This window comes from Lysinibacillus sp. NPDC097868 (assembly GCF_044761135.1).
Lineage (GTDB): Bacteria > Bacillota > Bacilli > Bacillales_A > Planococcaceae > Lysinibacillus.
This window is the reverse complement of the sequence record NZ_JBIWBS010000001.1, coordinates 1,653,465-1,679,094: the sequence shown is the minus strand read 5'-3', so window position 1 is coordinate 1,679,094 and position 25,630 is coordinate 1,653,465. Positions and strand designations below refer to the sequence as shown.

29 protein-coding genes and 2 pseudogenes are annotated in these 25,630 nt (G+C 34.5%); 21 read left to right on the top strand and 10 right to left on the bottom strand.

Annotated elements, in window-relative coordinates; translation table 11 throughout:
• Window positions 1-34 precede the first annotated feature (34 nt).
• From ACIQXJ_RS08235 to ACIQXJ_RS08215, 5 genes are all read right to left on the bottom strand, one after another.
• Window positions 35-328, bottom strand: coding sequence for an ArsR/SmtB family transcription factor (locus ACIQXJ_RS08235; RefSeq protein WP_401018127.1), 294 nt, complete (start codon window positions 326-328; stop codon window positions 35-37).
• Window positions 329-672: 344 nt separating this feature from the next.
• Complete coding sequence (locus ACIQXJ_RS08230; protein ID WP_172771363.1) at window positions 673-864, bottom strand: hypothetical protein; 192 nt, start codon at window positions 862-864, stop codon at window positions 673-675.
• A 17-nt stretch (window positions 865-881) separates the two neighbouring features.
• Window positions 882-1,400 carry a hypothetical protein gene (locus ACIQXJ_RS08225; RefSeq protein WP_403051960.1) on the bottom strand — a complete coding sequence of 173 codons (519 nt, stop codon included), beginning with the start codon at window positions 1,398-1,400 and terminating at the stop codon, window positions 882-884.
• 574 nt (window positions 1,401-1,974) lie between these two features.
• Window positions 1,975-2,412: a general stress protein gene (locus ACIQXJ_RS08220; protein ID WP_402760454.1), complete on the bottom strand. Its 438-nt coding sequence runs from the start codon at window positions 2,410-2,412 to the stop codon at window positions 1,975-1,977.
• 628 nt (window positions 2,413-3,040) lie between these two features.
• Window positions 3,041-3,184, bottom strand: a complete 144-nt coding sequence (locus tag ACIQXJ_RS08215) for a YjcZ family sporulation protein (RefSeq protein ID WP_401012140.1) — start codon at window positions 3,182-3,184, stop codon at window positions 3,041-3,043.
• Window positions 3,185-3,513: 329 nt separating this feature from the next.
• Between ACIQXJ_RS08215 and ACIQXJ_RS08210 the strand changes: the two genes are divergently transcribed.
• The 5 genes and pseudogenes from ACIQXJ_RS08210 to ACIQXJ_RS08190 all read left to right on the top strand — a co-directional run bounded on the left by ACIQXJ_RS08210 (window position 3,514) and on the right by ACIQXJ_RS08190 (window position 6,701).
• Window positions 3,514-3,987: a hypothetical protein gene (locus ACIQXJ_RS08210; RefSeq protein WP_403051957.1), complete on the top strand. Its 474-nt coding sequence runs from the start codon at window positions 3,514-3,516 to the stop codon at window positions 3,985-3,987.
• A gap of 50 nt (window positions 3,988-4,037) precedes the next feature.
• Window positions 4,038-4,360: pseudogene (locus ACIQXJ_RS08205) on the top strand (cytochrome C biogenesis protein).
• A 152-nt stretch (window positions 4,361-4,512) separates the two neighbouring features.
• Window positions 4,513-4,839, top strand: coding sequence for a hypothetical protein (locus ACIQXJ_RS08200; RefSeq protein ID WP_403051954.1), 327 nt, complete (start codon window positions 4,513-4,515; stop codon window positions 4,837-4,839).
• Between the two features lie 567 nt (window positions 4,840-5,406).
• A pseudogene (locus ACIQXJ_RS08195) lies at window positions 5,407-5,733 on the top strand (BclA C-terminal domain-containing protein); the annotation flags it as partial.
• 503 nt (window positions 5,734-6,236) lie between these two features.
• Window positions 6,237-6,701 carry a GNAT family N-acetyltransferase gene (locus ACIQXJ_RS08190; protein WP_401016510.1) on the top strand — a complete coding sequence of 155 codons (465 nt, stop codon included), beginning with the start codon at window positions 6,237-6,239 and terminating at the stop codon, window positions 6,699-6,701.
• Window positions 6,702-7,170: 469 nt separating this feature from the next.
• On the opposite strand, the gene ACIQXJ_RS08185 is transcribed toward ACIQXJ_RS08190, so the two are convergent.
• Window positions 7,171-7,668 carry a GNAT family N-acetyltransferase gene (locus ACIQXJ_RS08185; protein ID WP_403051951.1) on the bottom strand — a complete coding sequence of 166 codons (498 nt, stop codon included), beginning with the start codon at window positions 7,666-7,668 and terminating at the stop codon, window positions 7,171-7,173.
• Between the two features lie 956 nt (window positions 7,669-8,624).
• Here ACIQXJ_RS08185 and ACIQXJ_RS08180 point away from each other — a divergent pair.
• From ACIQXJ_RS08180 to ACIQXJ_RS08160, 5 genes are all read left to right on the top strand, one after another.
• Window positions 8,625-10,325, top strand: a complete 1,701-nt coding sequence (locus ACIQXJ_RS08180) for a hypothetical protein (RefSeq protein WP_403051948.1) — start codon at window positions 8,625-8,627, stop codon at window positions 10,323-10,325.
• A gap of 175 nt (window positions 10,326-10,500) precedes the next feature.
• Window positions 10,501-10,641: a hypothetical protein gene (locus ACIQXJ_RS08175; protein ID WP_402760470.1), complete on the top strand. Its 141-nt coding sequence runs from the start codon at window positions 10,501-10,503 to the stop codon at window positions 10,639-10,641.
• A 74-nt stretch (window positions 10,642-10,715) separates the two neighbouring features.
• A complete protein-coding gene (locus tag ACIQXJ_RS08170) occupies window positions 10,716-11,129 on the top strand; it encodes a hypothetical protein (RefSeq protein WP_403051945.1) in 414 nt (137 codons plus the stop codon).
• Window positions 11,130-11,292: 163 nt separating this feature from the next.
• Window positions 11,293-11,718 (top strand): acyl-CoA thioesterase, encoded by a 426-nt coding sequence (locus ACIQXJ_RS08165; RefSeq protein WP_403051942.1) that lies wholly within the window; start codon window positions 11,293-11,295, stop codon window positions 11,716-11,718.
• Window positions 11,719-11,937: 219 nt separating this feature from the next.
• Window positions 11,938-12,405: a GNAT family N-acetyltransferase gene (locus ACIQXJ_RS08160; RefSeq protein WP_403051939.1), complete on the top strand. Its 468-nt coding sequence runs from the start codon at window positions 11,938-11,940 to the stop codon at window positions 12,403-12,405.
• A gap of 149 nt (window positions 12,406-12,554) precedes the next feature.
• Here ACIQXJ_RS08160 and ACIQXJ_RS08155 read toward each other — a convergent pair whose 3' ends face one another.
• Entirely contained in the window at window positions 12,555-14,174 is a 1,620-nt protein-coding gene (locus ACIQXJ_RS08155) for a hypothetical protein (RefSeq protein ID WP_403051936.1), read from the bottom strand.
• A 2-nt stretch (window positions 14,175-14,176) separates the two neighbouring features.
• Window positions 14,177-14,959 carry an ABC transporter ATP-binding protein gene (locus tag ACIQXJ_RS08150; protein ID WP_403051933.1) on the bottom strand — a complete coding sequence of 261 codons (783 nt, stop codon included), beginning with the start codon at window positions 14,957-14,959 and terminating at the stop codon, window positions 14,177-14,179.
• Window positions 14,960-15,148: 189 nt separating this feature from the next.
• On the opposite strand from ACIQXJ_RS08150, the gene ACIQXJ_RS08145 reads away from it, so the two are divergent.
• From ACIQXJ_RS08145 to ACIQXJ_RS08125, 5 genes are all read left to right on the top strand, one after another.
• A complete protein-coding gene (locus ACIQXJ_RS08145) occupies window positions 15,149-15,865 on the top strand; it encodes a nucleotidyltransferase domain-containing protein (protein ID WP_403051930.1) in 717 nt (238 codons plus the stop codon).
• Between the two features lie 113 nt (window positions 15,866-15,978).
• Window positions 15,979-17,298, top strand: a complete 1,320-nt coding sequence (locus tag ACIQXJ_RS08140; protein ID WP_403051927.1) for an SPFH domain-containing protein — start codon at window positions 15,979-15,981, stop codon at window positions 17,296-17,298.
• Between the two features lie 14 nt (window positions 17,299-17,312).
• Window positions 17,313-18,416, top strand: coding sequence for a TFIIB-type zinc ribbon-containing protein (locus ACIQXJ_RS08135; protein ID WP_403054863.1), 1,104 nt, complete (start codon window positions 17,313-17,315; stop codon window positions 18,414-18,416).
• Between the two features lie 205 nt (window positions 18,417-18,621).
• Window positions 18,622-19,518, top strand: coding sequence for a DegV family protein (locus ACIQXJ_RS08130; protein ID WP_403051924.1), 897 nt, complete (start codon window positions 18,622-18,624; stop codon window positions 19,516-19,518).
• 154 nt (window positions 19,519-19,672) lie between these two features.
• On the top strand, window positions 19,673-20,878 hold the full coding sequence (locus ACIQXJ_RS08125; protein ID WP_403051921.1) for an EAL-associated domain-containing protein: 1,206 nt from the start codon (window positions 19,673-19,675) through the stop codon (window positions 20,876-20,878).
• Between the two features lie 328 nt (window positions 20,879-21,206).
• Here the strand turns inward: ACIQXJ_RS08125 and ACIQXJ_RS08120 are convergent, their stop codons facing one another.
• Both ACIQXJ_RS08120 and ACIQXJ_RS08115 read right to left on the bottom strand, forming a co-directional pair.
• Window positions 21,207-21,491 (bottom strand): hypothetical protein, encoded by a 285-nt coding sequence (locus ACIQXJ_RS08120; RefSeq protein WP_403051918.1) that lies wholly within the window; start codon window positions 21,489-21,491, stop codon window positions 21,207-21,209.
• Window positions 21,492-21,611: 120 nt separating this feature from the next.
• Entirely contained in the window at window positions 21,612-21,905 is a 294-nt protein-coding gene (locus tag ACIQXJ_RS08115) for a hypothetical protein (protein ID WP_403051915.1), read from the bottom strand.
• A gap of 170 nt (window positions 21,906-22,075) precedes the next feature.
• Between ACIQXJ_RS08115 and ACIQXJ_RS08110 the strand changes: the two genes are divergently transcribed.
• From ACIQXJ_RS08110 to ACIQXJ_RS08085, 6 genes are all read left to right on the top strand, one after another.
• Entirely contained in the window at window positions 22,076-22,324 is a 249-nt protein-coding gene (locus tag ACIQXJ_RS08110; protein WP_403051912.1) for a hypothetical protein, read from the top strand.
• 429 nt (window positions 22,325-22,753) lie between these two features.
• A complete protein-coding gene (locus ACIQXJ_RS08105) occupies window positions 22,754-22,948 on the top strand; it encodes a hypothetical protein (protein WP_403051909.1) in 195 nt (64 codons plus the stop codon).
• A gap of 129 nt (window positions 22,949-23,077) precedes the next feature.
• Complete coding sequence (locus tag ACIQXJ_RS08100) at window positions 23,078-23,824, top strand: class I SAM-dependent DNA methyltransferase (RefSeq protein WP_403051906.1); 747 nt, start codon at window positions 23,078-23,080, stop codon at window positions 23,822-23,824.
• Between the two features lie 2 nt (window positions 23,825-23,826).
• Window positions 23,827-24,249 carry an NUDIX domain-containing protein gene (locus ACIQXJ_RS08095; RefSeq protein WP_403051903.1) on the top strand — a complete coding sequence of 141 codons (423 nt, stop codon included), beginning with the start codon at window positions 23,827-23,829 and terminating at the stop codon, window positions 24,247-24,249.
• Window positions 24,250-24,261: 12 nt separating this feature from the next.
• Window positions 24,262-24,681: an NUDIX hydrolase gene (locus tag ACIQXJ_RS08090; protein WP_403051900.1), complete on the top strand. Its 420-nt coding sequence runs from the start codon at window positions 24,262-24,264 to the stop codon at window positions 24,679-24,681.
• A gap of 30 nt (window positions 24,682-24,711) precedes the next feature.
• Window positions 24,712-25,563 (top strand): leucine-rich repeat domain-containing protein, encoded by an 852-nt coding sequence (locus ACIQXJ_RS08085; protein WP_403051897.1) that lies wholly within the window; start codon window positions 24,712-24,714, stop codon window positions 25,561-25,563.
• The last annotated feature ends 67 nt before the right edge of the window (window positions 25,564-25,630 follow it).

Sequence of the window (25,630 nt, the reverse complement as noted above, 5' to 3'; positions counted from 1 at the left end):
TGTTCATTCCTCCATAATTGTATTAATAAGCTATTCAATCGTATTGCTTTAACAATGTTTCAATATCCACAATCAGCGTTTTTAATAGGCTTAATTTTGTTCGTATATCAATATAATAAAAGTTTTTTGTACCTTCTTTTCGCATTAAAATAATTCCAGCATCTCGTAAAATTTTTAGGTGATGTGACACTGCAGGTCTAGAAAGGTGTGTTTGTTCAGTAATTTCACCAACTCGTAATCCTGTTTGACAATCGGTTCCCATTAAAACTAACAAAATCGATTGGCGGGTTTCATCACCGATAGCCAATAGTACTTTTTGACAATTCATAAAATCTTCTTTAATAGTGTTTAGTTGGTCTTTTTTATTTATCAATTAAATACCTCCGATGGTTAGTTGAATAGTTTAAATTATTGAACCATGTTATTGAATACAACAATATATTAATGCGATAACCTCTGCAATATTGAGAAAGTAAATCGAGACGAATGCCATTTAGAAGAAAACGCTAAAAATAATTGTTCTTTCAAGAGATGATTTTTACATAAACACTCAGGAAAGTTGATTTTAACCACAAAAATAAAAATATCCCGAGGGAAGAACCCACGAGATATTTTGACAAACTGCCCATCCTCTTAAAAACACATATTATATAAGCAGATGAATGAGCTGATTTATTCTTTTTTAGCTTTAATCTGATAAGTAATGCCGAACACTATGTTAAAAATCAAACCAAAATTTAACGGATTTAAAAAAACCCAAAGCAGATTTGTTTCTAATGCTAAAAGTAATAAAATCCATAAAATCATGCAAACATAATAAGCAAATATCATCGGCCAACAAAAAACTTTATCTATATCAAACATATAATTCCTCCTATTCGCTAATCAAAACAAGAGGATGATGCACCAGACATAGCTCCACCCGCTGCACCTACAATAGCTCCTCCGACAGCACCAGCCGCATTTCCAATACCAGGTAATACAGTTCCAGCACCAATACCTACGCCTAAACCAGTTATTGCGCCAAGATAATAACCACTAAGAACTCCTAATGCACATTTCCATTTAGTCGGTTGTTCACCGTTATGTAATTCTATCATCAGTCCATTATCAACTGATTTATATATTAAAGTAACCTCATTCCCATTACTATCTATTGCTTGAGTTGGCAATACTTCTGTATAATCACCTTTTTTAATAATTATATTGCCAACTGCATCGTTTTCAAATGTTGTCTCTGCATTTAATAATTCTAAACGCATCGTACTTTCATTTAAAATGGTAATGGCAAAATCATCATGCTGTTCAGCTGCAAATACAGTTGAATTATTAAAAGCCATATTTCCCGTGAAAAAGAATAAAAGAACCAAACAAGTCAACATAAAAAATAATTTTCTCATTTGTAAAACGCCTCCTTTAATATTCTGATTCTTCTTTTATTTTAAAAAAAAATAATAAAATAAAAAATATAAAACACAAAATTGTAACAAAAAATATATTGTTTAGATTTCAACAAAAAAATATTTTGATAGCTGAAAAAGTAAATCGTGTACGATCGTTTATGTAACGAAAAATCCGTTATAAAATGTGAGGGAGGTCAGTGTTGGAAAGGTTTCCTCCCTTGGTGCTTATGAAATACTAAATATTAGGGGAAAGACAGACCGGCCTACTAGTGCTTGGCAGAATTGTTCGGAGCGTGCACTAGTAGCATAAATTGAAATCGCAGGTAGAAGAATTACTGATAATTAAGAAGTCACTCGATACTAGCAATTGAAAAGCACTCAAACAAAAAAGTTTCTATGTTTGTACAAAACCCATACAAACATAGAAACTCACTAATTCGTCTGCACTCGGCAGGAATCAAACCTACATCTTAAGAACCGAAATCTCACGTGCTTTCCATTTCAAGTGATTGAGCAACTTTCTAAAATAATTACGTGTTATTTATGCGAACAACGAGCATTTAATCCGCCCTCACTCTTTGGAGTGAAGAAATACTAAAAATTTACCATCCTGAGCGTCATTAGAATAACGTTCTGCTTCATCATCTGGGACTCCAATTTCCATAAGAGCATGCTTTAATCCACCAGCACCAGAGCTAGCACCTACGACTGCTCCTCCAATTGTTGCAATAATAGGACCTGCAGCCAACACAGCGCCAAATCCGGGAATCAATACAGTGGATAATCCTGCTATCATGCCTGCTATGCCAATGGCAGCTCCAGTTGCAGCTCCAGCAAGTGCCCCATCCATAGTAGAGGGTTTTACTTCCTGTGTGTTTTTAGATAGTTCTTTTGTTTCTTTAGTAATAACTGAAATCTCCTCTGTTGTATAGCCCTTCTCTTTTAAATCTTCGACAACTTCAGCCGCTCTTTGTTCATTATCGTATACGCCAATAACTTGATTCTTCATTAACAATTACCTCCTGTTTGCTTTAACTATGTATTCTTTACCCGTTTGTTAGTATTACTAGACACATTTCACCTTCAAGCTTCATTCTTTTTAGAATTCCACAGCTGTTTTGTTTTTTAGCTCCTTTTTTCAAACATAATGATCTTCAGTAATCTAGCTCAATTCCAAAGTATAGGAACTGTTTAAAGTTATTTATTTCCGCAAATTTACACTTAAGGCATAAAGGACGGCTGTAAAAAAATCATCTGGAATGATAATTCCTAGATAGTTGATATGAATGTGATGGTTATGTTCCACACCTGATACGATGAAAGTAATTTCGTAGTCTCCTGGTGTGGTAACAAAAATCAATTATGATTATCGGCTTAAAAAGCCAATGAAATTAAAAAGTAACCTAAATTTGAACCTAAAACAGAAAAGTACTCAAGGTGAAATTGAATGGAATAATTATAGTAAAATGTATAACGAAAGATCTAATATACCTAAGAAGTTAGTCGAAGCAACATTTGAGAGGGTCATAGGAGAACTTACACGGAAATTAGCGATGTAGTTACTGAACAATATGAGGAAAGAAACTATAAAAGGGTCACCGGATTGGGAGGCGACCCTTAGAATGGAAAATTAATATCTAGTATTTCAAGAAAGTAGCGCCGACAATAATTAGAAGAATAAATAGAACAACGATTAGGGCAAATTGAGAACCATTACCATAACCGCCGCCAGAATAGCCGCCGTTTTCAATGCCACCAACATTTCCACCATAGTATCCCATAAAACCACCTCCTTTCTACAATTTATAATATGTTCCCTGTAGAGAAGGAGTGGGGGTGTTAAACCATTTAGAAATACTAAAAAATATATTTTTATGAGATAAGAAAATAAAAAAAGAGCCACTTGGGATGGAGTGACCCTTAGTAAAAAGAAAAGGAGACGTAAGGCTAAGTTTAGCGTTACCTTACTATTATTATGATGTGATAGTTATGTTTGTATAGTTCATAGCCTTTGAAAACAAAAAAAACTATAGCGTCATCACACGCTACAGCTCGAATTGTGCCCTTTGATGGCTTAGTAAACAAGGATTATATCATAGGGGGCAAAACTATGTTAAAAGAGAAAACAGAATTAAATCGCTACCAACTAGATAAGGCCATCAAGAAGTATCACGACAACATGTGTAAGTACATGAGAATGAAGGACGAACTTGTTTCAATAACAGCAGCCGCATCTTCTGTACAATACGGAATTGAGGCAACAATGCCAAAAACAGTTGGTGGCACAAGTGATCTAGTACATACGCATGTTCAAATCAGAGAAGTGCGAGAAGTGCGAATTAACAAGATTAAAGAAGAACTAATTTTGGTTCAAAATTTAACAAGCAAGGTAGCTGGAGATATAGAGCAAGAAGTACTTTATTGGTTGCTTGAGGGCATGCCTTTCCGTTGGATTGGTGCAAAGCTTAATAGGAGCCATATAAGCGTACAACGAGTACGAGTTATTGATTTGATGATGAAGAAACCTTGGACTACTTCTTTTTTTATGTTCAAAAATATAAGACTGATATTTTTAGAAGATTAATTAGGTAGAATTATGTATCATTTAAAACAGTGAAAATTTTGAGGTGTCAAATGGATATAAAATCAGTAAAAGTTGAAGTCTTACTACCAGAAGAATACATTGAACAACTAAGGAATGAGCTAAATAAATTAGGGGTTTTAACGGTAATTATGACCATGTTGTTTCTTATACTGTTACAGAGGGATATTGGAGACCACTTGACAAAGCGATACCCTATGATGGGGAAATTGGAGAAATTTCATTTGGAACTGAATGTAAGCTGGAATTTAGATGCCTATATTCATATTCAAAAATAGAAGAAGTGAAAAACGTAATAAATGTTATTCATCCTTATGAGAAACTTATAATAAATATAATTCCTTTATTAAACTAGATTGTTTTCGAAAAGATTGTTGCTATCCAACTAACGGAGCAGTTTAGTTGAATAACGATATGGGTTTTTGTGGTAAAATGTTAGACGGTAGGTGCATCTTCATCTTTACAGGAAAGTGGGATGGGCTATCGTTTAGTTAGGAGGTAGAGGCTTTGAGTTATTGGATGTTTTGGGGTAGTTGTCTTATTTTGATTTTGTTAGTTGCAGGAATTTTATTTTGGTCGGCTGGATTACTGAAGATTAAAAGTAAAAAATTGTCATTTATTATGTTTAGTTTGGGATTGATTGTAATCGCAACGCCATTTGCTTTTTTTATAGGTGGAATGGCAACAGACTCACCGACCAGTACTATGAAAGATTTTTGGACAGGTTTTTTTATCGCCCAGGCAATTCCACTTTTAATACTAATAATTGCAATCTTAAAATGGCTTATAATTGACTTAAGAAAAATAAAGAAGCGTGTGGACAGTGATAATTAATTTAGTTTAAAAACAAGTTTGTGAAGAAATCTACTTAAACTCTAGGGTGCTTTAGTTGAAGAAGATAGCTAAACCAGAAGCAACAATCTTTGAGAAAACAGCCTTAAACTAAGGTCCGATGTAGTTAAATTTATGAAATGTTACAAATGTTCCAGAAGTTCCAAACGTATCATTTTGGGTAAGCTGCGATGAGTTTTTAATTGATCGTAAACGATATGAGCACGGTGCTATGCAGAATCAGCTAGCAGATGAAGAATATACGCAATTATTAACAATAATGAAAGTACAGCAAACGGCATAATCGTCCCATATTGTTTAGTAACATAGTAAACGTAAGCAAAGGCTTAGCGTTATTTATATTGTTATTAACATTACTATTAACATTCGTCAGTATTGACATTATTTAAATTAATATATAATTATCTGAGGGAAATAAGTTTTAAATATCTATCGCTGACGGATCGCCGTATGCGATGAAAGTCGCTCGTACGGTGAAGGCTCGTTATAAAACTTAGAGACAGAGAAGGATAAGACGAGAATAGTACAGTTTTAAACTCTGCAAAAAACACAACTGGGGCAGCAATTGCTGTGGTATTGAGTGGAACAGATATCCCATTACCTAACGATCAACAGTTAAATAATGTAAATATAAATGGAGGAAATACTATTTTCACAGTTCAACAATCAGGAACTTATGAACTTGAGTATCATGTTTATCTCATTACACCAATATTGGTTTCTTCTAGAATACAGTTAAATGGAACTCAAATTCCAGATAGTGTGGTAAATCCAGTAGTACCTACGAATTATTTAACTAAAAAAGCTACAGTAAACTTAATTGCGGGTGATTCTTTAAGTTTGCAATTATCTAATCTTTTGGGTGTAGCTGTATAAACTCCTGGTGATCCGACTAAAGTTACTTCGTTAAGTATTACAAAGAAATAATGATAAAGAGCATCCACTTGGGTGCTCTTTTATTTTTCCTTCCGCAATTATCTGTGGAGGATATTTATTATCCGCTATGAGAACAATCGAGATTGGCGATGGTAAACGTTACTGAATCTCAATGCTTCTCAGGGCTTTTTATTTTGAATAGGGCAAAGGATTGGTGATGGAATGGATTCGGTAACAACAGTAACAGCTGCAAGCCAAGTAGCAAATTCAAGTCGTATGGTCGATTCTATGTATTTGCTTAGTTGATTTCGTTTTTTGGAGCGCTTATAAACGGGAGGTGAGACTACTAAAGAATTTAGAAATGATGACTGACTGTTTAATTGGGTTGTATAGTACAATTCAATAGCGGAGAGGCAAATAGTAAATAAATGAAGTAATACCAATTAGTATGGAGAATTTTCAAAAAATGCTAAGATTGAAAAATAGAATGGGAGGAAAATAAATTGATTACATTAAAACCTATGAACCAAGAAGAGTTCAAACATTATATCAGTTTTGCAATTGAAGATTATGCAAAAGACAAGATCGCTTCTGGAAATTGGAGTGAAGATGAAGCGATTGATTTGTCGAAGAAATCATTTAATCAACTGCTACCAAAAGATGAGCAGACAGAGAATAATCATTTATTTTCTATCTTTCACAATGATATTTTAGTTGGAATGATTTGGATTGCACAAAAAGACCCTACAAAACCTAATGAAGGTTTTATTTATGATTTTATGATTTTTGAACAATATCAAGGGCAGGGTTATGCTAAGAAAGCAATGAAAGAAATTGAAACTATTGCTAAAGGGTTAGGTGTAAATAAAATTGGTTTACACGTTTTTGGTCAAAACAAAATTGCACGTGGCTTATATGAAAAAATGGGTTATGAAATTACGAATATAACTATGGCTAAAACTATTTGATCATGTAACAGAAATGCCTAGGTACTCAATTAATTTTGAGCCTGGGCTTCTTTTATTTCTCAAAAATATACACTTGTCAAAAAAAGAGCAATCGTTCTGTTATAAATACAAACGAACGTTCTTGTAAAAGGAGAGATCAAAATGTCATACACAGCTGTGCCAAAACTAACAAAAGGCTCAAAGCCAAAGAAGTTAGATAAACGATGTAACCATAACTACAGTTGGTGAAGATGAAGTGATGAGATGTGCGCAACATGCGTTAAAATCAGGAGTAGAAGAAATATTGATAGGGCAATAAAAAATCACTCATTTTAAAAAATAATGAGTGACTTTTTTATTAAATTAGCTATGTAAAACCATAATGTTGATTTTCGACTTAAAGAAAACGTCCAACAAAAGGACGGTTGATTATGTTTAAGTTATCGTTCTCCATTTAACCTGTTCTGAGAGTCTCGTAAAAAGCATAATGTTACTCAATTTCGGAATCATCCACTTCAGAGAGAACGGCGGTACATTTATTTGTATTCAACTCTGCTACCATAGACATGTAAATGTCAATAAGATCCTCACTATCCACTTTAAAACCAAACCGTTCATATAGACGTTGAGCAGAGCTTCCTTGCAGGACGTTTAATGTCACTCGTTTTCCTATTACATAATCTTGTTTTAGAAGATATTTTAATACCTGACTACCAATACCTTTACCTTGGTAATTGGGATGAATATAAAAATGCTCCACCAGATACCCATCTAATATCGGTTTAAAAGCTACGCAACCAATAAAGGAGGAACCTACTTTAATGATCCATGTATGAACTGGGTCAAATGCATCACGAAAGCGTTGGCGTACCTTTTCTTCATCAAATCTTCCTAGTCTAGTTAAATCATCATGCAGTACAATTGCCCGTAAATTAGCAATTGTCTCAACATCCGAATTTTTGGATTGTTGAAGGGTAATCTGTTCCATCTAACATTACAACTCCTTTTTCTTGATTTTCACCATAGAGTTTACTTTGTTCTTCTATTGATAGTTTTTTATTGTATCACTAATGGTAGGGAATATCAGTATTATTTTTCTAATAATAGTCCCTTTTTCTACAATTATGACGAGGCAAATGTATGAATAATCACTCATTAAAAATAAGTGTTATTCGGATAATCCGAGGGCAGAGGTGACGATTGAGTGGATCGAAAAGTAAAAGGAAGATACATTTTATTCCAAAATTTATTGGTATGGGGGAAGCTGATTTCTCTATCAATTTAATTTATAGCAAGTTGAATATTCATATTGTTAGCGCTGCTCTAATTGCTATTGATTTGGAGTTGTTGGGAGTAATCAAACCAAGGAAACATGAGTTAATCGGCAAAAGGTAGATGGTGATTATGATGATTGGTTTGAGGAGTTTAAGAAGAATAAAGAACTAGTGCTGTGTAATAGTTGAAAAAAATTGTGCAGTAACTTTTGTATAAAAAGAGAACCCCACCGAATGGTGAGGTCATAAAGAAATTATTTACGGAAACGTTATTGTATTTGAATAAGGGCTCTCTACTCCGTTTACGACTTGTGTTACGCACCAAGATGAACCAGAAACAAATTGAGGATTTTGATGGTTTATTATTCCATTGTTAGTTGGAAAATGAACATAATAAGAAAATCATAAAGTATTTTTTCCAAACTTGCCATACTTTCAATATTAGTTAAGATTAAAACAATAATGTAAACTCGGAGGTAGGTTCTGTGCGGTAAAGGTTTCCTCCCCTGGTATTTATAAAATCCTAAATATTAGGGAAAGACAGACCGACGACCGACCAGCGCCTCATAAAGTCGTTCGAGGCAAGACATACATGGCCGGCCTAATTATTTAAAAAGATTAGGTATCTTAATAGAGAAAGGTGAAAAATAAAAAATTGGAGTGATTTAATTTGACTAAATTTACACCCTTGCAAGAAGCTCAAGCCTTCGCAGAAGCGTTTTTACTACCTATTGAGCAGTTATCTATAAAACATCCTTATAAGAGGGATAAAGGTCGATATCCACGAGTGAGAAAATTTATCCAAAACTATTTATTAAATGGTTCAAGTGAAACATTCAATTCTTCTCCAATTCAACAAGGTGTTGGACAATTAATGATGTTCTGTGCTCAGTTCGCCCAACAAAAGGCTCAAGCTGGAGAACATGATGCAGTTTACAAAGAAATTGTTAATACTGTTATTCCAAAACTTATCGATAAAGCTTTTAATTTTCCGACGAATCCAATTGATCAACTAGCAGGTTTAATTTATCTTGGGACAGCGATGCTTAAGAAATTAGATGAATCTCAGAGCGATGTTTCATTTTCTAATGTAGATACATTGTTAGATCAATACCGAGACCATTTTGCTAATGAAGTATTAAGTTCCAGAGAATACAATATTTTAAAGTATTATCGTACTCCGTCTGCTTGGACATACGATGATTCAGAAAAATCATATCGTTTTGCTGCTGGGCCATATGAGGGGCAAATCGGATATTGGATCACTACAGCGGATTTATCAACTGATCCTCAGAATGATTACTTAGATAATCCAACTGTTCTTGATGATTCGGGAAAGGTTACGTTCGCTGGTATTCAACCAGGTACAAGCGGTAAAGATTATATTAATCATCATGCATATTTTAGTACTAAAAACGAACGATTTATTCTTAATTCCTCACTAAATGCTGTTGCTTGTTGGATGGCAGCGCATGTATATGATGTAAAGGTTAATGAGACTGGAGCTTCATTAGATCCTGCACATAACCTGAAAAATGCAATCCGAGATGTTCTTAGTTATACTCAATGGGGTTCCAATACTTCAGTGGCTAATGCTTCAAAAGGTTGTTTCCTGCAAGAGCCCTATAACAATTCATTATCTGCAAAAAGAGTACTTCCTGTTCACGGGTTTTCTGATGTGAACCTGACAAATAATATGCTACGTGCTCGATTCGATTCTCCTGCATATAATGCTTTTTCAATAACATTCTTGCAAATTTATGCAAGCTTAATTGAAAACCCAACAGCCTCATTATGGCACAGTCTTGTTCCGAATATAGTTTCGGATTCTGGAGTTATGGTTACCCAATTAATTAATACCTACAAGGAGATTTTTGATAACTATTCAACTATTAAAAATAACTTAGTTAGTCATTCGTTTAGCCAAGCGAAATATTGGGGAATGTATATTCCTGAAAATGCCATGTTAGGTTCATCCGAGTTGATTAAAAATCCGTGGCAAATGCCTAATAAAGGTGAGGGAATCAATCAAGCTATGGTTGGATTATTTAATGTTTATCCTGGAATTACAGGACAAGGAATAGCAAGTATGGATAATAAAGTATCAAAAGCAATTAAACTTCAACTTGATGTTGGTCAAGCTTTACACGGTCAAAGTAAGTTTCCATCGCACGGTCGTTCTGGCCTTTGGGATTTGGCTCGCTTAGATATATTAGCCGATACTTCAAATACAAGTGGAACTGTTGATTCTGCTACAGACCTTACTACCACTGATAAAGAATCTCCGAACTGTGCTGGAGCTCGTCGAGCATTCTACGCTTTAGCTATGGCATTAGCAGTTGATGGTTCTAGAGGTTTTACATTAGCTTAATAGGAACTTAGGCTTCCTTCTTCCAAACTTCTATGACCTGAAGAGTGAGCCATCGACAATTATCATAATAACTAAATAGAAGAATGCAAGACCCCTTGAGCGGATTCGAGGGGTTTTTATTTTGCTTTGAAAACTACATCAAACAGCCGTATTACTGCTTTCACAAACTTCATAAGTGGCGTCAGAATTTGATACATTACCCAAATACGAAAAAGCATTCGTTATAGCTGCTGTGCAAATTAAACTTGCTGCTGATGAAAAGGCTGAAAAGGAGGCTAAACGAAGTGGTAATGGCAAGGGGAAGAGAAAGCGATAAATTACCCATTATGCAAAATTGATATAGTTAAATCCCTCTAAATTCTGTATATTTGTGTATGAGGAGGGATAATAGTGAAATTTTTTTTGCGTCTTGTATCACTATTTTTATGGTTTTGGGCATTTATTTTTACTATGGCTGGAGTTATAGCTGTCATTCAAACTAATTACTTCATAGGACCGATATTTATTTTACTAATATTTATTAGTATATTTATATACTTAGGAATTTACTTATGGAAAAAGCCTATGAAGTATAACAAAACTATTGATCAAGGAGAAACAGCAGCTGAGAGATTTGAAAGGGAAAGTGAAATTCCAGGTTCAAAGGCTCGTCAACAAAAACTAAATGATACTATTGAGTTGGATATTTTGAAAGGGAGCGATGTAGAGATGGTTAAAGCTTTAAATTGTCCAAATTGCGCTGCAGCATTAAACCCAAAAGAAAACCATTGTGAATACTGTGGTACATCATTATATCAGAAATAAAGCAAGTAACATATATGTGTTTATATGGCGTAGAGTATTTATTGATATTTTAAGTTAATTTCAAAATTTTTTAACCTTCATTTTACAACCTATCGAAATCTCCCAAGCCTAAACCCCGCCAAGTCAATATTTTTACGCTATAATGTAGGACGAGGTGAAGAAAATGTTTGTGAGTGAAAAACAGATTGAGATTCGATATGCGGAGACGGACCAAATGGGCGTCGTCTACCACGCAAACTACATCATTTGGATGGAGATTGGACGTACACAGTTAGTAAGTGATGTAGGATTTGAGTACGCAGCATTAGAAAAAGAAGGTTATGTATCGCCAGTAATGGATTTATCGATTTCTTATAAGGCAGCTATGCACTACGGCCAGGTGGCAACTGTACGCACTTGGGTAGAAAAACATGATCGACTACGTACAACTTATGGTTATGAAATTTTACATGAAGATGGCACGATTGCTGCTACAGCACAATCAGTACATATTCTAGCGCATAAAGAAACGTTACGCCCGGTTTCTTTAAGTAAAATTGACCCAGCTTGGGATGCGAAATATAAAGAAATTGCTATTGAAAGAAATTAGAACAAAGGCTGTTATCGCTCCGCGTTTAAAATACGAATAAGAGCATCAATTATGAAGGCAGTACCAGAACAAATCGCTGGTGCTGTCTTTTGTTTTGCTAGTTTCTTCCTTATAAAGTTGTTAAACAACTTGGTTAATATACCACAATAATACATTTTTATATTGAATATCAAACATAATATTGATACAATAAGAACAAATGTTCTAGGGGGAGAAACCATGCAATTATACATATTTGAAGACAGCTTTATGCCGTTAATTGAACAGTATCAATTAACTGAAGAACAACTTGAATTTACAGGAACACCTCAGGAATGTCTTGAACTTTCTAAAGTGGATGCCAATCGTCACTCAATTTTAGCTATCGATGAAGGAAAGCTTGTTGTTTTCTTTGTATTACATCGAAAAGAGGGGGTAAAGCCATATTCTAATAATGAAAATGCGATATTAATAAGAGCCTTTTCAACTGATTACCGTCATCAAGGGAAAGGATATGCCAAAAAGGCTCTAATGCTATTGCCTGAATTTGTAAAAAAACAGTATAGTGAGATAAATGAAATTGTATTGGCTGTAAATGTAAAGAATGAAGCCGCACAAGGACTATACAAGAAATGCGGATATACCGATAAAGGTGAAAGAGTAATGGGGATAAAAGGGGAATTAATCGTAATGAGTCATGATTTGTAAAGAATGATACTCACGAACTGCTCATTAAAAGGATACAAATTTTAAAAATCCACCTTGCACTAGTAGAAACAGTTTACACTGTGACCACTAATAGCAAGTGGATTTTATTATTTATTAATTCGAATAGTGCTTATCGGAAGCCCCTTGTACTAATGCTTAGATCGTTTAAACATGAGCTTCCAAGAAATGAAATTCGCGATTAGAAGTACTATCAAATAAATAATTGTGCCATAGGAAATGCGTGTCGCCATGTAATAGTGCAGACCTGCTAGAATACCTAAAGGAATAAATAAGATTAAGGACTGCCAGCTCTGTCCATCACCGATTTCGTCATAGGGCTTCGTAAAGGGAATCTTACTTCCAGAACCTACATAACAAATAATCTTGTACAAACAGCTTGCTACTAAAACAGTCAATAAATCTGGAATGATTCTTGGGCCATAAATAAAGCAAAATACGATGCTAAGGACAATGTACAAAGGAATATACAACTTTATTAGAAAAGCTTTTAGACTGCCTTTTTGTAAGTCTGTATATTCTTTAATTGGGAAGACTTTATATATCCAAGCTGCTTTAAACTTTGCTGAATGGCCAAGCATAATCACGGCTGACGGGATGATTAGCATACTAAAATAAATGTTTAAATAGCTCATACTGACAGAATAATCAACATCTTCTGCACGAATAATATTAAATATAAAAATAAAAGGAATGACGAATGAAAAGCCTAAAGATGGATAAACCTTCAATTTAAACTCTCGCTCTTGTTTCATCATAAGGGAGGCAAATCGGTAAAAGGCTCTTTCCTCTGATGTTCGGCAAATGAACGTTAATAAATAATCTTTTAAGCGACTTTTCTTTTCTTTTTTTGATTTACTTGTACCTAATAACTTTTGTAAATTACGTTCAAATGTAGGGATAAGCCTAATATAAAGCAATATTGATAAAAGTGGTACGATGACAGAGAAAATAGTACATAAAATAATGAAAAATGAGTTATTCCCATTAAGGATTAGCTCATATGGAGCAGCAAACCACATCGGGATGATGAAAATACTCCACCAATTAGACGTTACGACTATATTAAAATCAACAAATTCAAAGGATCTAATCAGTACTTGGTAACCAATCATCAAAACCAATGATAAACCGATTTGCACATAATTGATGATATCCTTTAGTTTTTCTCCATCAAAAAATCTCAAAATCACAATATATAAAATCGACGTTAAAACGACAATGAAAATATTAATGAAGATAAGTGCTAGTACAGTTAATAGAAAGAATAATACCCCTTGAGTAAATAAGCCGACTAAAAGCGGAATTGCTGTTAAGGCAATTGTTAAGTAAGTTAAGTAGATGAGTATATGCATACATTTGGCAGCGTTCACCGTTTTAGCAGTGATGGGCTTAGTTGAGAGGATGCTTCGATCACGTACATCCAAAAGTACTGAAGAAAAGTCAGAGATTAATGTTGTCATGATGATAAAAATTATCATACCAAAAGCAATGCTCATCTGAAAATGATAGTTTTGGCCAAAGACGATAAATGGAATTAGCACAAGGCCGTATAGTGCATAAATCCATAAAGACTTTATGTAACTATTTTTCTGATCTTTTTTGTTTTGGTTAAAGATGGTCGGTACTTTTCTTTCATCCATAGTTAGTTTAATATGAAGGATTTGTCTCATAATCTGATAATCAATGCCTAGTTTGCGAAAAATAAAATGCAATTTATCAAGCAGTTGCAGGATTTTGAAATCTTTCATTTCTACACCTCCTGGACTACCGATACGAATTGTTCACCAATTTCCTTATGATTATGGAAACCTGTAAGTTGATTGAAAATCCCTTCTAAAGTTCCTGCGGTATTAGCTGTTTGTAGTTGGGCAAATGTTCCGTCAGCAGCGATTTTTCCATCGTTCAATAAAATGATGCGACTACTGATTTTTTCGACAACATCCATGATATGAGAGGAATAAAAAATTGTTTTCCCTTGGGCTGCTAATTGCGTTAAAATCTCTTTGAAAATCATTACACTATTTGCATCCAAGCCATTAATAGGTTCATCCAAGAACAGTAAATCTGGATTATGTATAAGGCTAGCGATAATTAATAGCTTTTGCCTCATACCTTTTGAATACGAGGATATCCTTGCATGATATGCTTCTCCAACACCAAACAATTCCATTAATGATTTAGACTTAGTAGCGGCAAACTCAAAATTTAAACCGTAAAGCTGGCCGATGAAGGTCAAATACTCGTAACCAGTTAAATTATCATAAACATCGGCTATTTCGGGCACATAGCCAATTTTTCGTTTATATTCAATGTTATTTTGCCTAATATCTTCTCCAAATAGCTTTATTTCTCCACCGTATTCGGCCTCGATTCCTAAAATGATTTTAACAGTCGTACTTTTGCCAGCGCCGTTCGGACCGATATAACCAATAATTTCTCCTCTTGAAACATGTAAGTCGATTCCTTTTAATATTTCCTTACTGCCATAACTTTTTGTCAAATTCGTAATCGTTAAAATTTCATGATGCTCCATGTTATAGCTCCTTCCTGTTTGGAAAATTACCAACAAAAGTACTATCAAGTAAAATAGTTCCACATAGTTATTATACATGATTTTAACAATTTGTTATTATTTACAATTTTATTCTTTTCTGACAGGAACCTTTCCGTAAATGTCGAATGTTCAAGTATAGAAATTGCATAGCAAATTAGAGGTGGTAAAATGGATCATTTAAAAAGGGGCAATGCAATCGATGCAGCACAACGGTTTATTAATAAGCATTTCCCTAATTGCGATGGAGCGTTATTAGCTGGCAGTGTAGTTCGAGGTGAAGCAACAGATACATCTGACCTAGATATCGTTGTTTTTGATAATTATCGCATGACATCTTATAGAGAGTCTTTTAGAGCGTTTGGTTGGGCGATAGAGGTGTTTGTACATAATTTGACATCGTATAAGCAGTATTTTGACGAAGATTATAAAAGAGCGAGACCTTCCATGCCAAGAATGGTTTCAGAAGGTATCATTTTAAAAGATAACGGGATAATTGATGCTATTAAAGAAGAAGCGAATCAACTTTTAGAAATGGGGCCAGAGAAATGGTCACAACAAACGATTAAAAGAAAACAATATTTTATCACTGATGCATTGGATGATCTTGTAGGTTGCTCAAATAAAGCAGAAGAATTATTTATAGCGAATGCACTTGCTGAATTGGTAAGTGAATTTGTGTTAAGAACGAACCGTCAATGGATTGGTCATTCGAAATGGATAGTACGTGCATTAATGCAATATGACGAGACATTTACGCAACAGTTTATTAATGCTTTTGATATTTTTTATAAAACGGGCGCTAAAGAACAGATAATAAATTTAGTGGACAAAGTACTTGAGCCGTACGGTGGGAAATTTTTTGAAGGTTTTTCGATAGGGAAATAACGTCCGAGCAAAAATTTTGAAACAAATTGTGCTTTCCTGCGTAATACAATAGTGAGTTCAATATTTTTAATGATAAAATAGTGTTAAGTATTTATTTAAAGGTGGGAAATAAAATGGGTTTATTAAAAGCAGGTATTGGTGCATTAACAGGTGTATTAGAAGATCAGTGGCGAGAGTATTTCTACTGTGAGTCTTTATCAGCGGATGTGCTTGTCACTAAAGGTGTAAAACGCTCTTCAAAACGTGGCTCAAATAAAGGAAATAATAATATTATTAGTAATGGCTCTATCATTGCAATCAATGAAGGGCAATGTATGATGATTGTCGAGCAGGGTAAAGTGGTGGAGTTTTCTTCAGAATCCGGTGAATATGTCTATGACACATCTACTGAGCCATCTATTATGTATGGCGATGACCTTTCTTCAAACATTACGGAGACGTTTAAGCAAATTGGAAAGCGTTTCACCTTTGGTGGAGAGCCAGGAAAAGATCAGCGTGTGTATTATTTTAATAAGAAAGAAATTGTCGGCAATAAGTATGGGACACCTGCACCGATTCCTTTCCGTGTCATTGACCGCAATATTGGCTTAGATATTGATATTGCAATTCGTTGTCATGGTGAGTATTCTTATAAAATTGTAGACCCATTGTTATTTTATACAAATGTCTGTGGAAATGTAGAGAGCGAATATACTCGTGACGCAATTGATAGTCAATTGAAAACAGAGCTTATGACAGCGTTACAACCAGCCTTTGCTCATATTTCTGCAAGTGGTGTACGTTATAGTGAAATACCTGCCCATACAGTGGCGCTAGCTGATGCCCTTAACAAAGTATTATCAGAAAAATGGCTAGCAACACGCGGTTTAGCTGTTGTGTCTTTTGGAATTAGTTCATTAAAGGCATCTGAAGAAGATGAAGCGATGATTAAACAACTACAGCGTAATGCAGTAATGCGTGATCCAGGGATGGCTGCTGCTCACTTAACTGGTGCACAGGCTGAAGCGATGATTGCTGCTGCACACAACGATGGGGGTGCGATGGCAGGGTTCATGGGTATGAACATGGCAACACAAGCAGGTGGTGTCAATGCAAGTCAACTATTCCAAATGAGCGAGCAAAATAAACATGCGCAAGCAACTACGCAAACACAATCAAGCCCTTCTAATACTTGGACATGTACATGTGGGCATGAGAATACAGGTAAATTTTGTTCTAATTGTGGGACATCAAAGCCAGTAGAAAAGGGCTGGACATGTGTATGTGGCACAATCAATAAAGGTAAATTCTGTAGTGAATGTGGGGCTAAAAAACCGACAGGAGCATTGCAATATGCTTGTGATAAATGTGGGTGGGAACCAGAAAACCCTGCAAATCCTCCAAAGTTTTGCCCTGAATGTGGCGATATTTTTGATGATAATGATTTGAAGTAAGGAGATGACTGATGATGACGACGCAAGAAGCGGAAAACGTCAAAGAGGCAAAGCTAGAATTCGATGCCGAATGTCCATCATGCAGTGCATCAATTGAATTTAACCCAGCAACTGGCAGGCTGACTTGTCCTTACTGTGGCTTTGAAACAGAGATTGCTACACCAGAAATGGAACAAGAAAAAGTGGCGCAGGAAATGGATTTTACAAAAGCTGAGGAACGAGGAAACTTTAACTGGGGCGTAGAGAAAAAAACAGTTATTTGTAAAGCTTGTGCAGCTGAAACAATTTACGATGCATTACAAGTAGCGGATAGCTGTCCGTATTGTGGCTCAAATCAAGTAATGGAAGCCAGTGCTGAAAACACACTTGCTCCAAATGGCGTATGTGCTTTCGAAGTAACAGATAAACAAGCAGGGGAAAATTTTCAAAAGTGGATTAAAGGAAGATGGTTTACGCCGAAAGCAGCAAAAATTAGTGCAAGGCCAGATTCTTTTAAAGGTGTTTATTTACCGTATTGGACATTTGATACAAAAACAAGCTCACGCTACTCAGCAAGCTATGGCAAACACCGTACGGTAACTGACAAAGATGGCAATCAAAAGACTGTAACAGATTGGTATTCTACAAGTGGTTTTTACCAGGAGTTTATAGATGATCATTTAATAAGTGCAACGACCCGTTATGATCGTCAAATGATGCGTAAAATTGAGCCATTTAACTTACTGAATAATAAATCCTATAAGCCAGAATATGTGGCAGGTTTTCTGTCAGAGCGATATAGCATTGGGTTACAGGATGGATGGAGTCAAGCAAAGAGAGAAATTCATGACCACTTAAATGCACAAATTACTTCAAAAATTCGTATGGAGAAGTTTGCAGATGTTGTGTCCAATGTGCGCTTCTCTACAACACATGATGACATTACATATAAATATTTAATGTTACCAATTTGGCTTTCTTCTTTCCGATATAAAGATAAAATTTTTAGATTTATGGTGAATGGTCAAACGGGGCGTGTAGGAGGAGATGCTCCGATTTCACCACTACGTGTAACGATTGCAGTTCTTTTATCGTTGATGGTCCTAGCTGTAGTTTGGTATTTCTTTACGAATGAATAAGCGATAGCAGTATTCTAAAAGTGTGAACACTACATACTTTTTGGAATACTGTTTTTTTGCGAATATTGTCGGAATAATGTCGAACAATGTAAATAAATTTTCTGATTATGATAAATGTCACTATTCATCACGGTTCTGTCTATGTATAGTTGCATAAGCTATAAGGATAATAATATTTTACAATAGACAAGGAGCACAGCATTTAATGAAAAAGAAAATAGCATGGGTTACAGATACAGCAGCATTGTTAGATGCAAAATTCATACAGGACAATCAAATTCACGTTTTACCACTTAATATTGTTTTTGACGAAGGTGTATTACGCGAAACTGTTGATATGACACATGATGAATTTTATGACAAACTTCGTACTACTAAAACACATCCAAAGACATCTCAGCCTGCCATTGGTGATGTGGTAGAGTTATATAAATCGTTAAAGCAGCAGGGTTATGCCTGTGCTATTGCTATTCATACTTCGCAACATTTGTCGGGCACTTATTTAAGCGCTTTCACAGCAGCACAACAAGCGGAATTTGAGGTATATCCAATCGATTCAAAAATCGGCTCATTTCCAATGATGAAAATGATTGAACTGGGTCAGCAATTAGAGCGAGAAGGTTTCGAACCAAATCAAATCGTTGAAAAGATAAATGAACTTGCTGATCATAGTGAGCTATCCTTTATCCCGGCAAGCTTATCACAATTGCATAAAAGTGGTCGCGTTTCAGGAACACAGGCATTTTTGAGTCACCTATTAAATATAAAGGTCGTTATTTCTTTTGAAAATGGGAAAGTTGTTATGAAAGAAAAAGTACGCGCAGCAACAAAAGCAAAAGCATATGTGGAGAACCTTTTAAGCAACGATTTGGAATCAAGTATTATCCCAGAGGTGGCAGTTATTCACTGCAATAATGAAGAAGGCGCGATTATTTGGAAAGCAACTTTAGAAAAAGCTTATCCTCTTATTACTTTTCGTGTTCTGCCATTGAGTGCTTGTGTTGGCGTTCATGCAGGAGAGGGTACGCTTGGATTGAGCTGGGTGCGTCTGCCAGAACTTATAGCACCGAAACGGCAAGAAAAAGAATTAGTGACCATTTAAAGTGATTGGCTATTGGCCAAAAATTGTGCATGTGAAGTTGCGAAATTCCTATAAACACACTATTATACAGTCAGAGAGCTTTTTCATAAAATGAACTGTAGATGTAATGTTATTTTTGAATAATAATGATTATTCAAGTATGGAGGTTTCGACAATGGACGCAATTGAAGTGTTAACTAATTTAGATCAAATACATGGGTATTTTCAACCTATATTTAGCGCTGATGCGCATACGGTGATTGCCTACGAAATTTCCGGTCAGTTACAAATAGAAGGACAGCAAATTAACTTAAAAGACTTTGTTAATAATGAAGATATTCCAGAAGAATATCGTATTGATATGGAACATAAAATTTTGCACGCAGCACTAACCCAAATAGACACAATAGCATCTGACATTGATATTTATATTCCTAGTAATCCGAATTTGTTAATGCAAGATTTCGGTGAAAGTCACTTTAATATTATTCAACAATATATTGGCGAAGATGACTTACACCGCATCGTATTGGTGGTTTCCGAGCATCGGTTTTTAGGTGATATCAATAAACTACACCATGCACTTCGTTATTTTACAACATTTGGTGTAAAAATAGCTGTACAGGAAGTAGGAGCTGAAAGCCATTTAGAGCATATCGCATTATTATCACCTCAAATTTTAAAGGTAAATATTCGCGATTTGAATTATGATTCGTGGTCTGCTCAATCCGACATGATTTCTGCAATTGGAAGTTTGGCTTATAAAATAGGCGCAAACCTATTGTTTGAAGGGATTGGCACAGTTTATCAATTGCAATTTGCTTGGAAAAATGGAGGACGCTTCTATCAAGGCTCTTATTTAGCAAATGCTGCAAAGACATTTGTGGAGAAAGATATATTAAAGGAACGTTTTAAGGAAGAATGCCAGCAATTTATTACTTCTGAAAAGAAAATGCTTGAGGCCCAATATTTCGAGTTAAAGAAATTAAGAGAAGAACTAGAGGCAATTGTTCATCGTGTAAAACCTTCTAGCGATAATATTTCACAATTAGAGCATTTAGCAGAACTATTAGATCATTATTCATTCCGATTATACATTTGTAATGAGGATGGTTTCCAATTAACGCCCAACGTTATGCGTTTAGAAGGGAAATGGGAGTTACAGCCAAACGCTATTAATAAAAATTGGAGTTGGCGACCATATTTCCTGCAAACGATTATTAAAATGCGTAATGATCAAAATGGGGAAATATCAGAACTGTATCGAGATATCGAGACAGGGGAAATTACTCGGACGTTTTCCATTGCCATCAATGAACACGAATATTTATTCGTCGATCTTTCTTATGATTTTCTCTATGAACATAAAATATTTCGCTAGAGCGGTAAATGCTTATATATCAAGGGTTGAGGGGCGCAAATTTAGTTTGTACTCCAATAAGCATCTCATATGAAGTAGAAAAATATGATTCATTCAAATTGTTAGCTTAGCTACTAGTCATATTGAATATTTGTAAGAGAAGAAACAATATCCCTTTTTTCTATTTTTACCTTTTCAAGTTTCGTGATAGGTGAAAATAGGAAACAAAAAACACGCAAAAACCGTTGTTAGGAATTTTTTGCGTGTTTTTTAATTTTCGTTTTCTGTTATATGAAAAATAGAAATTAACTCCCATCGCTACTAAAAGTCTTTAGATAGTATATAATATCTATACTTTCCAATCCAAAGCTGAAGTAGGGTTTATTTTTATTCTTGACTTCAACTCTTTATCATAGTCTTTATATTTTTTAAATTCAAAATCTCTTTGTTCTAATTGCTCATCTAATTCAATCAATACTCCCCATTTTTCAGAAAATCCATTTTGATCTTCTTCCATTAACATAGGTATATCAATCCCGGCTACTGCATATCTAGGTGCTATATTTTTTTTTCCGATAATGGGTATTTCATAAATACCTATAATTAATTTATTTCCATTATATAATTTACCCAATGGAATTTTATGGTAATATTTTGTTGAATTTCATTTATTTTTCATTAACTGCTTCAAAGTTTTCATTCACAAATTCACATAAAATAATTTTTTTATATACAAAGTAGAATACCCCTTTATTTATTTTGTTAATCCAAAAAATTTAGCGGTATTCCCTATAGCATATTTTACAGAACCTGTAATAGCACCATTTATAGCTCCAATATGTGCTCCAACTACAGCACCACCAATGGTTCCAACTTTAGGTAATACCTTATTTTTTCCCCTAACTGTGCTTAAAACAGTAGCACCTGCATATCCAGTAGCACCGCCTATAGCAGCACCTAAAGCTGATTTTTTGCCAATTTCTTTTTCTACTATGTCTGAGTTACTCCAACTGTTTAAAGTTGATTTTACATTAGACACTATGGACATTGATGTTTCAACTTTTTTTTTTTGATTTTACCAAAAAATAAGATTTTGTAAATATTAATTTTTTGCGTAAATTTGTTGTTTTATAGTAATTTATATGATATTTATATAAGTAAAGTATTGGTTTAGCGAATATTCCGTTTTTTCTATTTTAATTAGATTGGAGGAAATAGATGATGAATCTTATAACTATAGGCATAATAGCAATTATTATTGGAATTATTTTGATTCCAGTAGGATATTATGAGTTTAAGGAACAATTGAAACTAGTGAAAGAGCAATCGAAGAAAAAGCGAATATTTATTTACTTAGTAACTTTCGTTAGTTTTTTAAGCTTGGATAATTACTTAGGTTGGATAATTAGCTTAGGAATATTATTAATTTTTACAGGAGCTACTTTTATTCTTTTTGCAGTCTTTTAGTATTTCATCGGAAGAAACTATGCAAGATAATTTTACTGGAAAAGTGATTTGATAACATGCAAGCTTAGAAATTGGACGTGCTACAGAGGCAATTACTTGCGTCAAGAGGTACAATACGATCTTTCGAATGAAAAACAGGCATTAGGCCTGTACAATTGATTGCAAACAAGGCGGAAAGGGGTTTGTTTCATGAGGATGAACACAGGTAAAGAGTAAGTTAAGGTGTAAAATCAGTAATGTTAGTGAGATCTAAAGAAAAGTCTCTCATATTTACAAAATAGTTAGTAACGTTGTGCGATTTACTTACATAGTTAAGGTTTTACTAGTTTTAAGTTACTTAAGTATTGTCAAGATTTTTTGGAGTATTACCATTATCGTACCTAAATTTAAAGATTCAGTTTGTAAGTAAAGGATGTGGCGTTTTTTCTTATGAAAAAAAGAAGAGATTTCGGTTCATTTATAACAGCGCATGGTTCATTTATAATTACCGCATATTTTGTTGTGTTTTTTATCATTTCAAAAATATTTTCTTTTTCTGCTTTAAATAATTGGATTGTCATTTTTATTGGTTTTATTATGACCTTAATCATGATGAAAATTAGAAAAGAGAAGCACAATCCTTAGCGAAATAAAATAATGGAGCACATATTAGTGAGAACTAATTTGTGCTCTTTATATTTTCGGTTCTATAAACAATATTTACCTATTATAAGGTATGATGATTTTAGTGAAAATCTACAAGGAGTGAATCGTATGGAATACAGTGGTGCAGCAGCTTACGACGATGCAACGTTTTTCAAGGATTACTTAACGAGAAGAAATCGTATAGAAAGTCCGAATAATAGTATTGAAAAACCGATTATATTAGAACTGATGAGTGATATTAATGGGAAAAAGGTGTTAGATTTAGGCTGTGGTGATGCTCAGTTTGGTGTGGAGCTTCTACAAAAAGGATGTATTCACTATGATGGTGTTGAGGGATCAGAAAATATGGTGAGAGAAGCTAGTAAAAATCTTCAAACAACAACCGGCCATGTCTATTATTCTGCAATGGAAGAATGGAATTTCCCAACAGAAACATATGATATCGTTATTTCACGATTAGCACTCCATTATTTAGCAGACTTACAAGGCATCTTTTCAGCTATTTATAACACTTTAGTATCAAACGGAAAATTTATCTTTAGTGTGCAGCATCCTATTTTAACTTCCTCATGTAAAAGTGCAGTGCCCTCAGCCGCTAAGACAGATTGGATTGTCGATGATTATTTTAATAGTGGTAAAAGAGTAGAACCTTGGATAAATAAAAATATTGTGAAGTATCATCGAACAGTTGAAGAGTATTTTCAGCTTTTAAAGCATGCTGGATTTACAATGAGGGATATGCGAGAAGGCATGCCGACAATCGAAAATTTTAGTAGTGAAAGTGAATTTCAACGTAGAATGAGAATTCCGCTTTTTTTAATGTTCTCATGTGAAAAAGAACAAAGGAGAAGATAATCATGGATATTAAAACGTTTGGAAAAAAGGAAGAAGGAATAGATTACATATGGAGACCAGCTGTCTATTGTTTAATGTTCAATCATCAGCAAGATAAAATTGCCCTTATTCAAACAAGTGATGGCAAGTTTTCTCCAGGTGGCGGGTTAGAAAATAATGATATCCATGAGCAATGCTTGAAAAGAGAGGCACTTGAAGGGATGGGAATGGTTATAACAGTGGGGCATTTTGTAGGACGGGCAAGGAGATATTTTTATTCTACAAATGAATTTAAATATTATCTTAGGGATGGCTATTTTTACTTATGGGCCGCTCCAATAGAAGAAGGTCATTTTCTAAAATGGGTAGAACCGAATGAAGCACAAGAAATACTATTCCATGAACATCAAAGCTGGGCAATCAATGAAGCATTAAGAAGCAAATAAGGGAGGTTACTAATGTTGCCCATAAAAAAAGCTTATGGCTATATATGCCGAGTTAATGAAGATATAATACAAGTGTTAGTTTTTCGACATTCCATTTTGGAAGCGGGCATACAAATTCCTAAAGGAACTGTAATGCCGAAAGAAAGTACTAATGATGCCACTATTAGGGAAATGCAAGAAGAAACCGGACTGAAAGATTTCAGAGTCGAAAAGCTACTTGCAGAAGACTTTTGGGAAAATGATGATGGTATTATACATAATCGATTTTTTTACAAAATACACGTATGTGAAACACCAGATGAATGGGATTATGCCCCAACAGGTGAAGGGGAAGAAGCTGGGCTAATGTTCCATTATTTTTGGATTTCATCAAAAGATGAGGTGGAACTAATTCGAGGCCACGGCGATTATTTACATTTAATTTTTAATTAATGACTATGAAACAAATGAGGAGAAAAACGAATGAAACTAAACTTCCACCATATGAATTTAAATGCGTTACCAAATATAGAAGTACCAATAGAAGCAGTTACACATTTAAGCTTATTTGATAATGCATTCACAACAATTCCTGCTGCGATTTACAACATGGAAAACTTAAAAACATTAAATATATCGGTTAATAAAATTAGTCATATGCCTGCTGCGATAGGGAATTTAACAGAACTGGTTATGCTAGACGCAGGACATAATAACTTGGATGTAGTCCCATCTGAAATTGGCCAGCTTCATAATATGGAGGATTATTTATATCTTCATAACAATAAGCTCCAATCCATCCCATCTGAAATTGCCAAACTAGTCAAAGTTAAATATTTAAATCTTAGTGATAATCAATTAAGACATTTGCCAAATGAGCTTGGGCAATTAACGAAACTAGTAGAGCTCAGGATTATGAATAATCAATTGACAGCATTGCCGACAACAATTGGTAATTTATGTAATTTAAAAGAATTGCATTTGAAAAATAATCAACTTACTGCACTTCCAGCAAATATAGGAGAATTAGCTTTACTAAGGGTGTTGGATTTGGAAGAAAATCAATTACAAGCAATCCCTTCATCGATACAGCACTGTCTAAAACTAAGACGATTAAATGTAAGGCACAATCAATTGACAACATTGCCAGAAGAGATTGGACAATTAAAAAATTTAATCGAGATTGATTTACGCAGCAATCTACTTACAGAATTACCGAAATCTTTGTTGGATATAGAAGGATTAGAACGTCTAGATCTACGTTGGAATCATGAATTACACATACCAACGTGGTTAGAGGAATTAGAGGAAAGAGGCTGTATCGTTTATTTATAAAGGGTAGGGTGACATACTAAGTTTATTCGAGCTGATGCAAAAAATCAGCTCGAATAGTATAACCTTT

Excerpts from the sequence above, each read along its gene's own strand:
- ACIQXJ_RS08235 (WP_401018127.1), bottom strand. The coding sequence starts at position 328 with ATGAATTGTCAAAAAGTACTATTGGCTATCGGTGATGAAACCCGCCAA.
- ACIQXJ_RS08230 (WP_172771363.1), bottom strand. The coding sequence starts at position 864 with ATGTTTGATATAGATAAAGTTTTTTGTTGGCCGATGATATTTGCTTAT.
- ACIQXJ_RS08225 (WP_403051960.1), bottom strand. The coding sequence starts at position 1,400 with ATGAGAAAATTATTTTTTATGTTGACTTGTTTGGTTCTTTTATTCTTT.
- ACIQXJ_RS08220 (WP_402760454.1), bottom strand. The coding sequence starts at position 2,412 with ATGAAGAATCAAGTTATTGGCGTATACGATAATGAACAAAGAGCGGCT.
- ACIQXJ_RS08215 (WP_401012140.1), bottom strand. The coding sequence starts at position 3,184 with ATGGGATACTATGGTGGAAATGTTGGTGGCATTGAAAACGGCGGCTAT.
- ACIQXJ_RS08210 (WP_403051957.1), top strand. The coding sequence starts at position 3,514 with ATGTTAAAAGAGAAAACAGAATTAAATCGCTACCAACTAGATAAGGCC.
- ACIQXJ_RS08185 (WP_403051951.1), bottom strand. The coding sequence starts at position 7,668 with ATGGAACAGATTACCCTTCAACAATCCAAAAATTCGGATGTTGAGACA.
- ACIQXJ_RS08165 (WP_403051942.1), top strand. The coding sequence starts at position 11,293 with ATGTTTGTGAGTGAAAAACAGATTGAGATTCGATATGCGGAGACGGAC.
- ACIQXJ_RS08160 (WP_403051939.1), top strand. The coding sequence starts at position 11,938 with ATGCAATTATACATATTTGAAGACAGCTTTATGCCGTTAATTGAACAG.
- ACIQXJ_RS08155 (WP_403051936.1), bottom strand. The coding sequence starts at position 14,174 with ATGAAAGATTTCAAAATCCTGCAACTGCTTGATAAATTGCATTTTATT.
- ACIQXJ_RS08150 (WP_403051933.1), bottom strand. The coding sequence starts at position 14,959 with ATGGAGCATCATGAAATTTTAACGATTACGAATTTGACAAAAAGTTAT.
- ACIQXJ_RS08145 (WP_403051930.1), top strand. The coding sequence starts at position 15,149 with ATGGATCATTTAAAAAGGGGCAATGCAATCGATGCAGCACAACGGTTT.
- ACIQXJ_RS08140 (WP_403051927.1), top strand. The coding sequence starts at position 15,979 with ATGGGTTTATTAAAAGCAGGTATTGGTGCATTAACAGGTGTATTAGAA.
- ACIQXJ_RS08135 (WP_403054863.1), top strand. The coding sequence starts at position 17,313 with ATGACGACGCAAGAAGCGGAAAACGTCAAAGAGGCAAAGCTAGAATTC.
- ACIQXJ_RS08130 (WP_403051924.1), top strand. The coding sequence starts at position 18,622 with ATGAAAAAGAAAATAGCATGGGTTACAGATACAGCAGCATTGTTAGAT.
- ACIQXJ_RS08125 (WP_403051921.1), top strand. The coding sequence starts at position 19,673 with ATGGACGCAATTGAAGTGTTAACTAATTTAGATCAAATACATGGGTAT.
- ACIQXJ_RS08115 (WP_403051915.1), bottom strand. The coding sequence starts at position 21,905 with ATGTCCATAGTGTCTAATGTAAAATCAACTTTAAACAGTTGGAGTAAC.
- ACIQXJ_RS08110 (WP_403051912.1), top strand. The coding sequence starts at position 22,076 with ATGATGAATCTTATAACTATAGGCATAATAGCAATTATTATTGGAATT.
- ACIQXJ_RS08105 (WP_403051909.1), top strand. The coding sequence starts at position 22,754 with ATGAAAAAAAGAAGAGATTTCGGTTCATTTATAACAGCGCATGGTTCA.
- ACIQXJ_RS08100 (WP_403051906.1), top strand. The coding sequence starts at position 23,078 with ATGGAATACAGTGGTGCAGCAGCTTACGACGATGCAACGTTTTTCAAG.
- ACIQXJ_RS08095 (WP_403051903.1), top strand. The coding sequence starts at position 23,827 with ATGGATATTAAAACGTTTGGAAAAAAGGAAGAAGGAATAGATTACATA.
- ACIQXJ_RS08090 (WP_403051900.1), top strand. The coding sequence starts at position 24,262 with ATGTTGCCCATAAAAAAAGCTTATGGCTATATATGCCGAGTTAATGAA.
- ACIQXJ_RS08085 (WP_403051897.1), top strand. The coding sequence starts at position 24,712 with ATGAAACTAAACTTCCACCATATGAATTTAAATGCGTTACCAAATATA.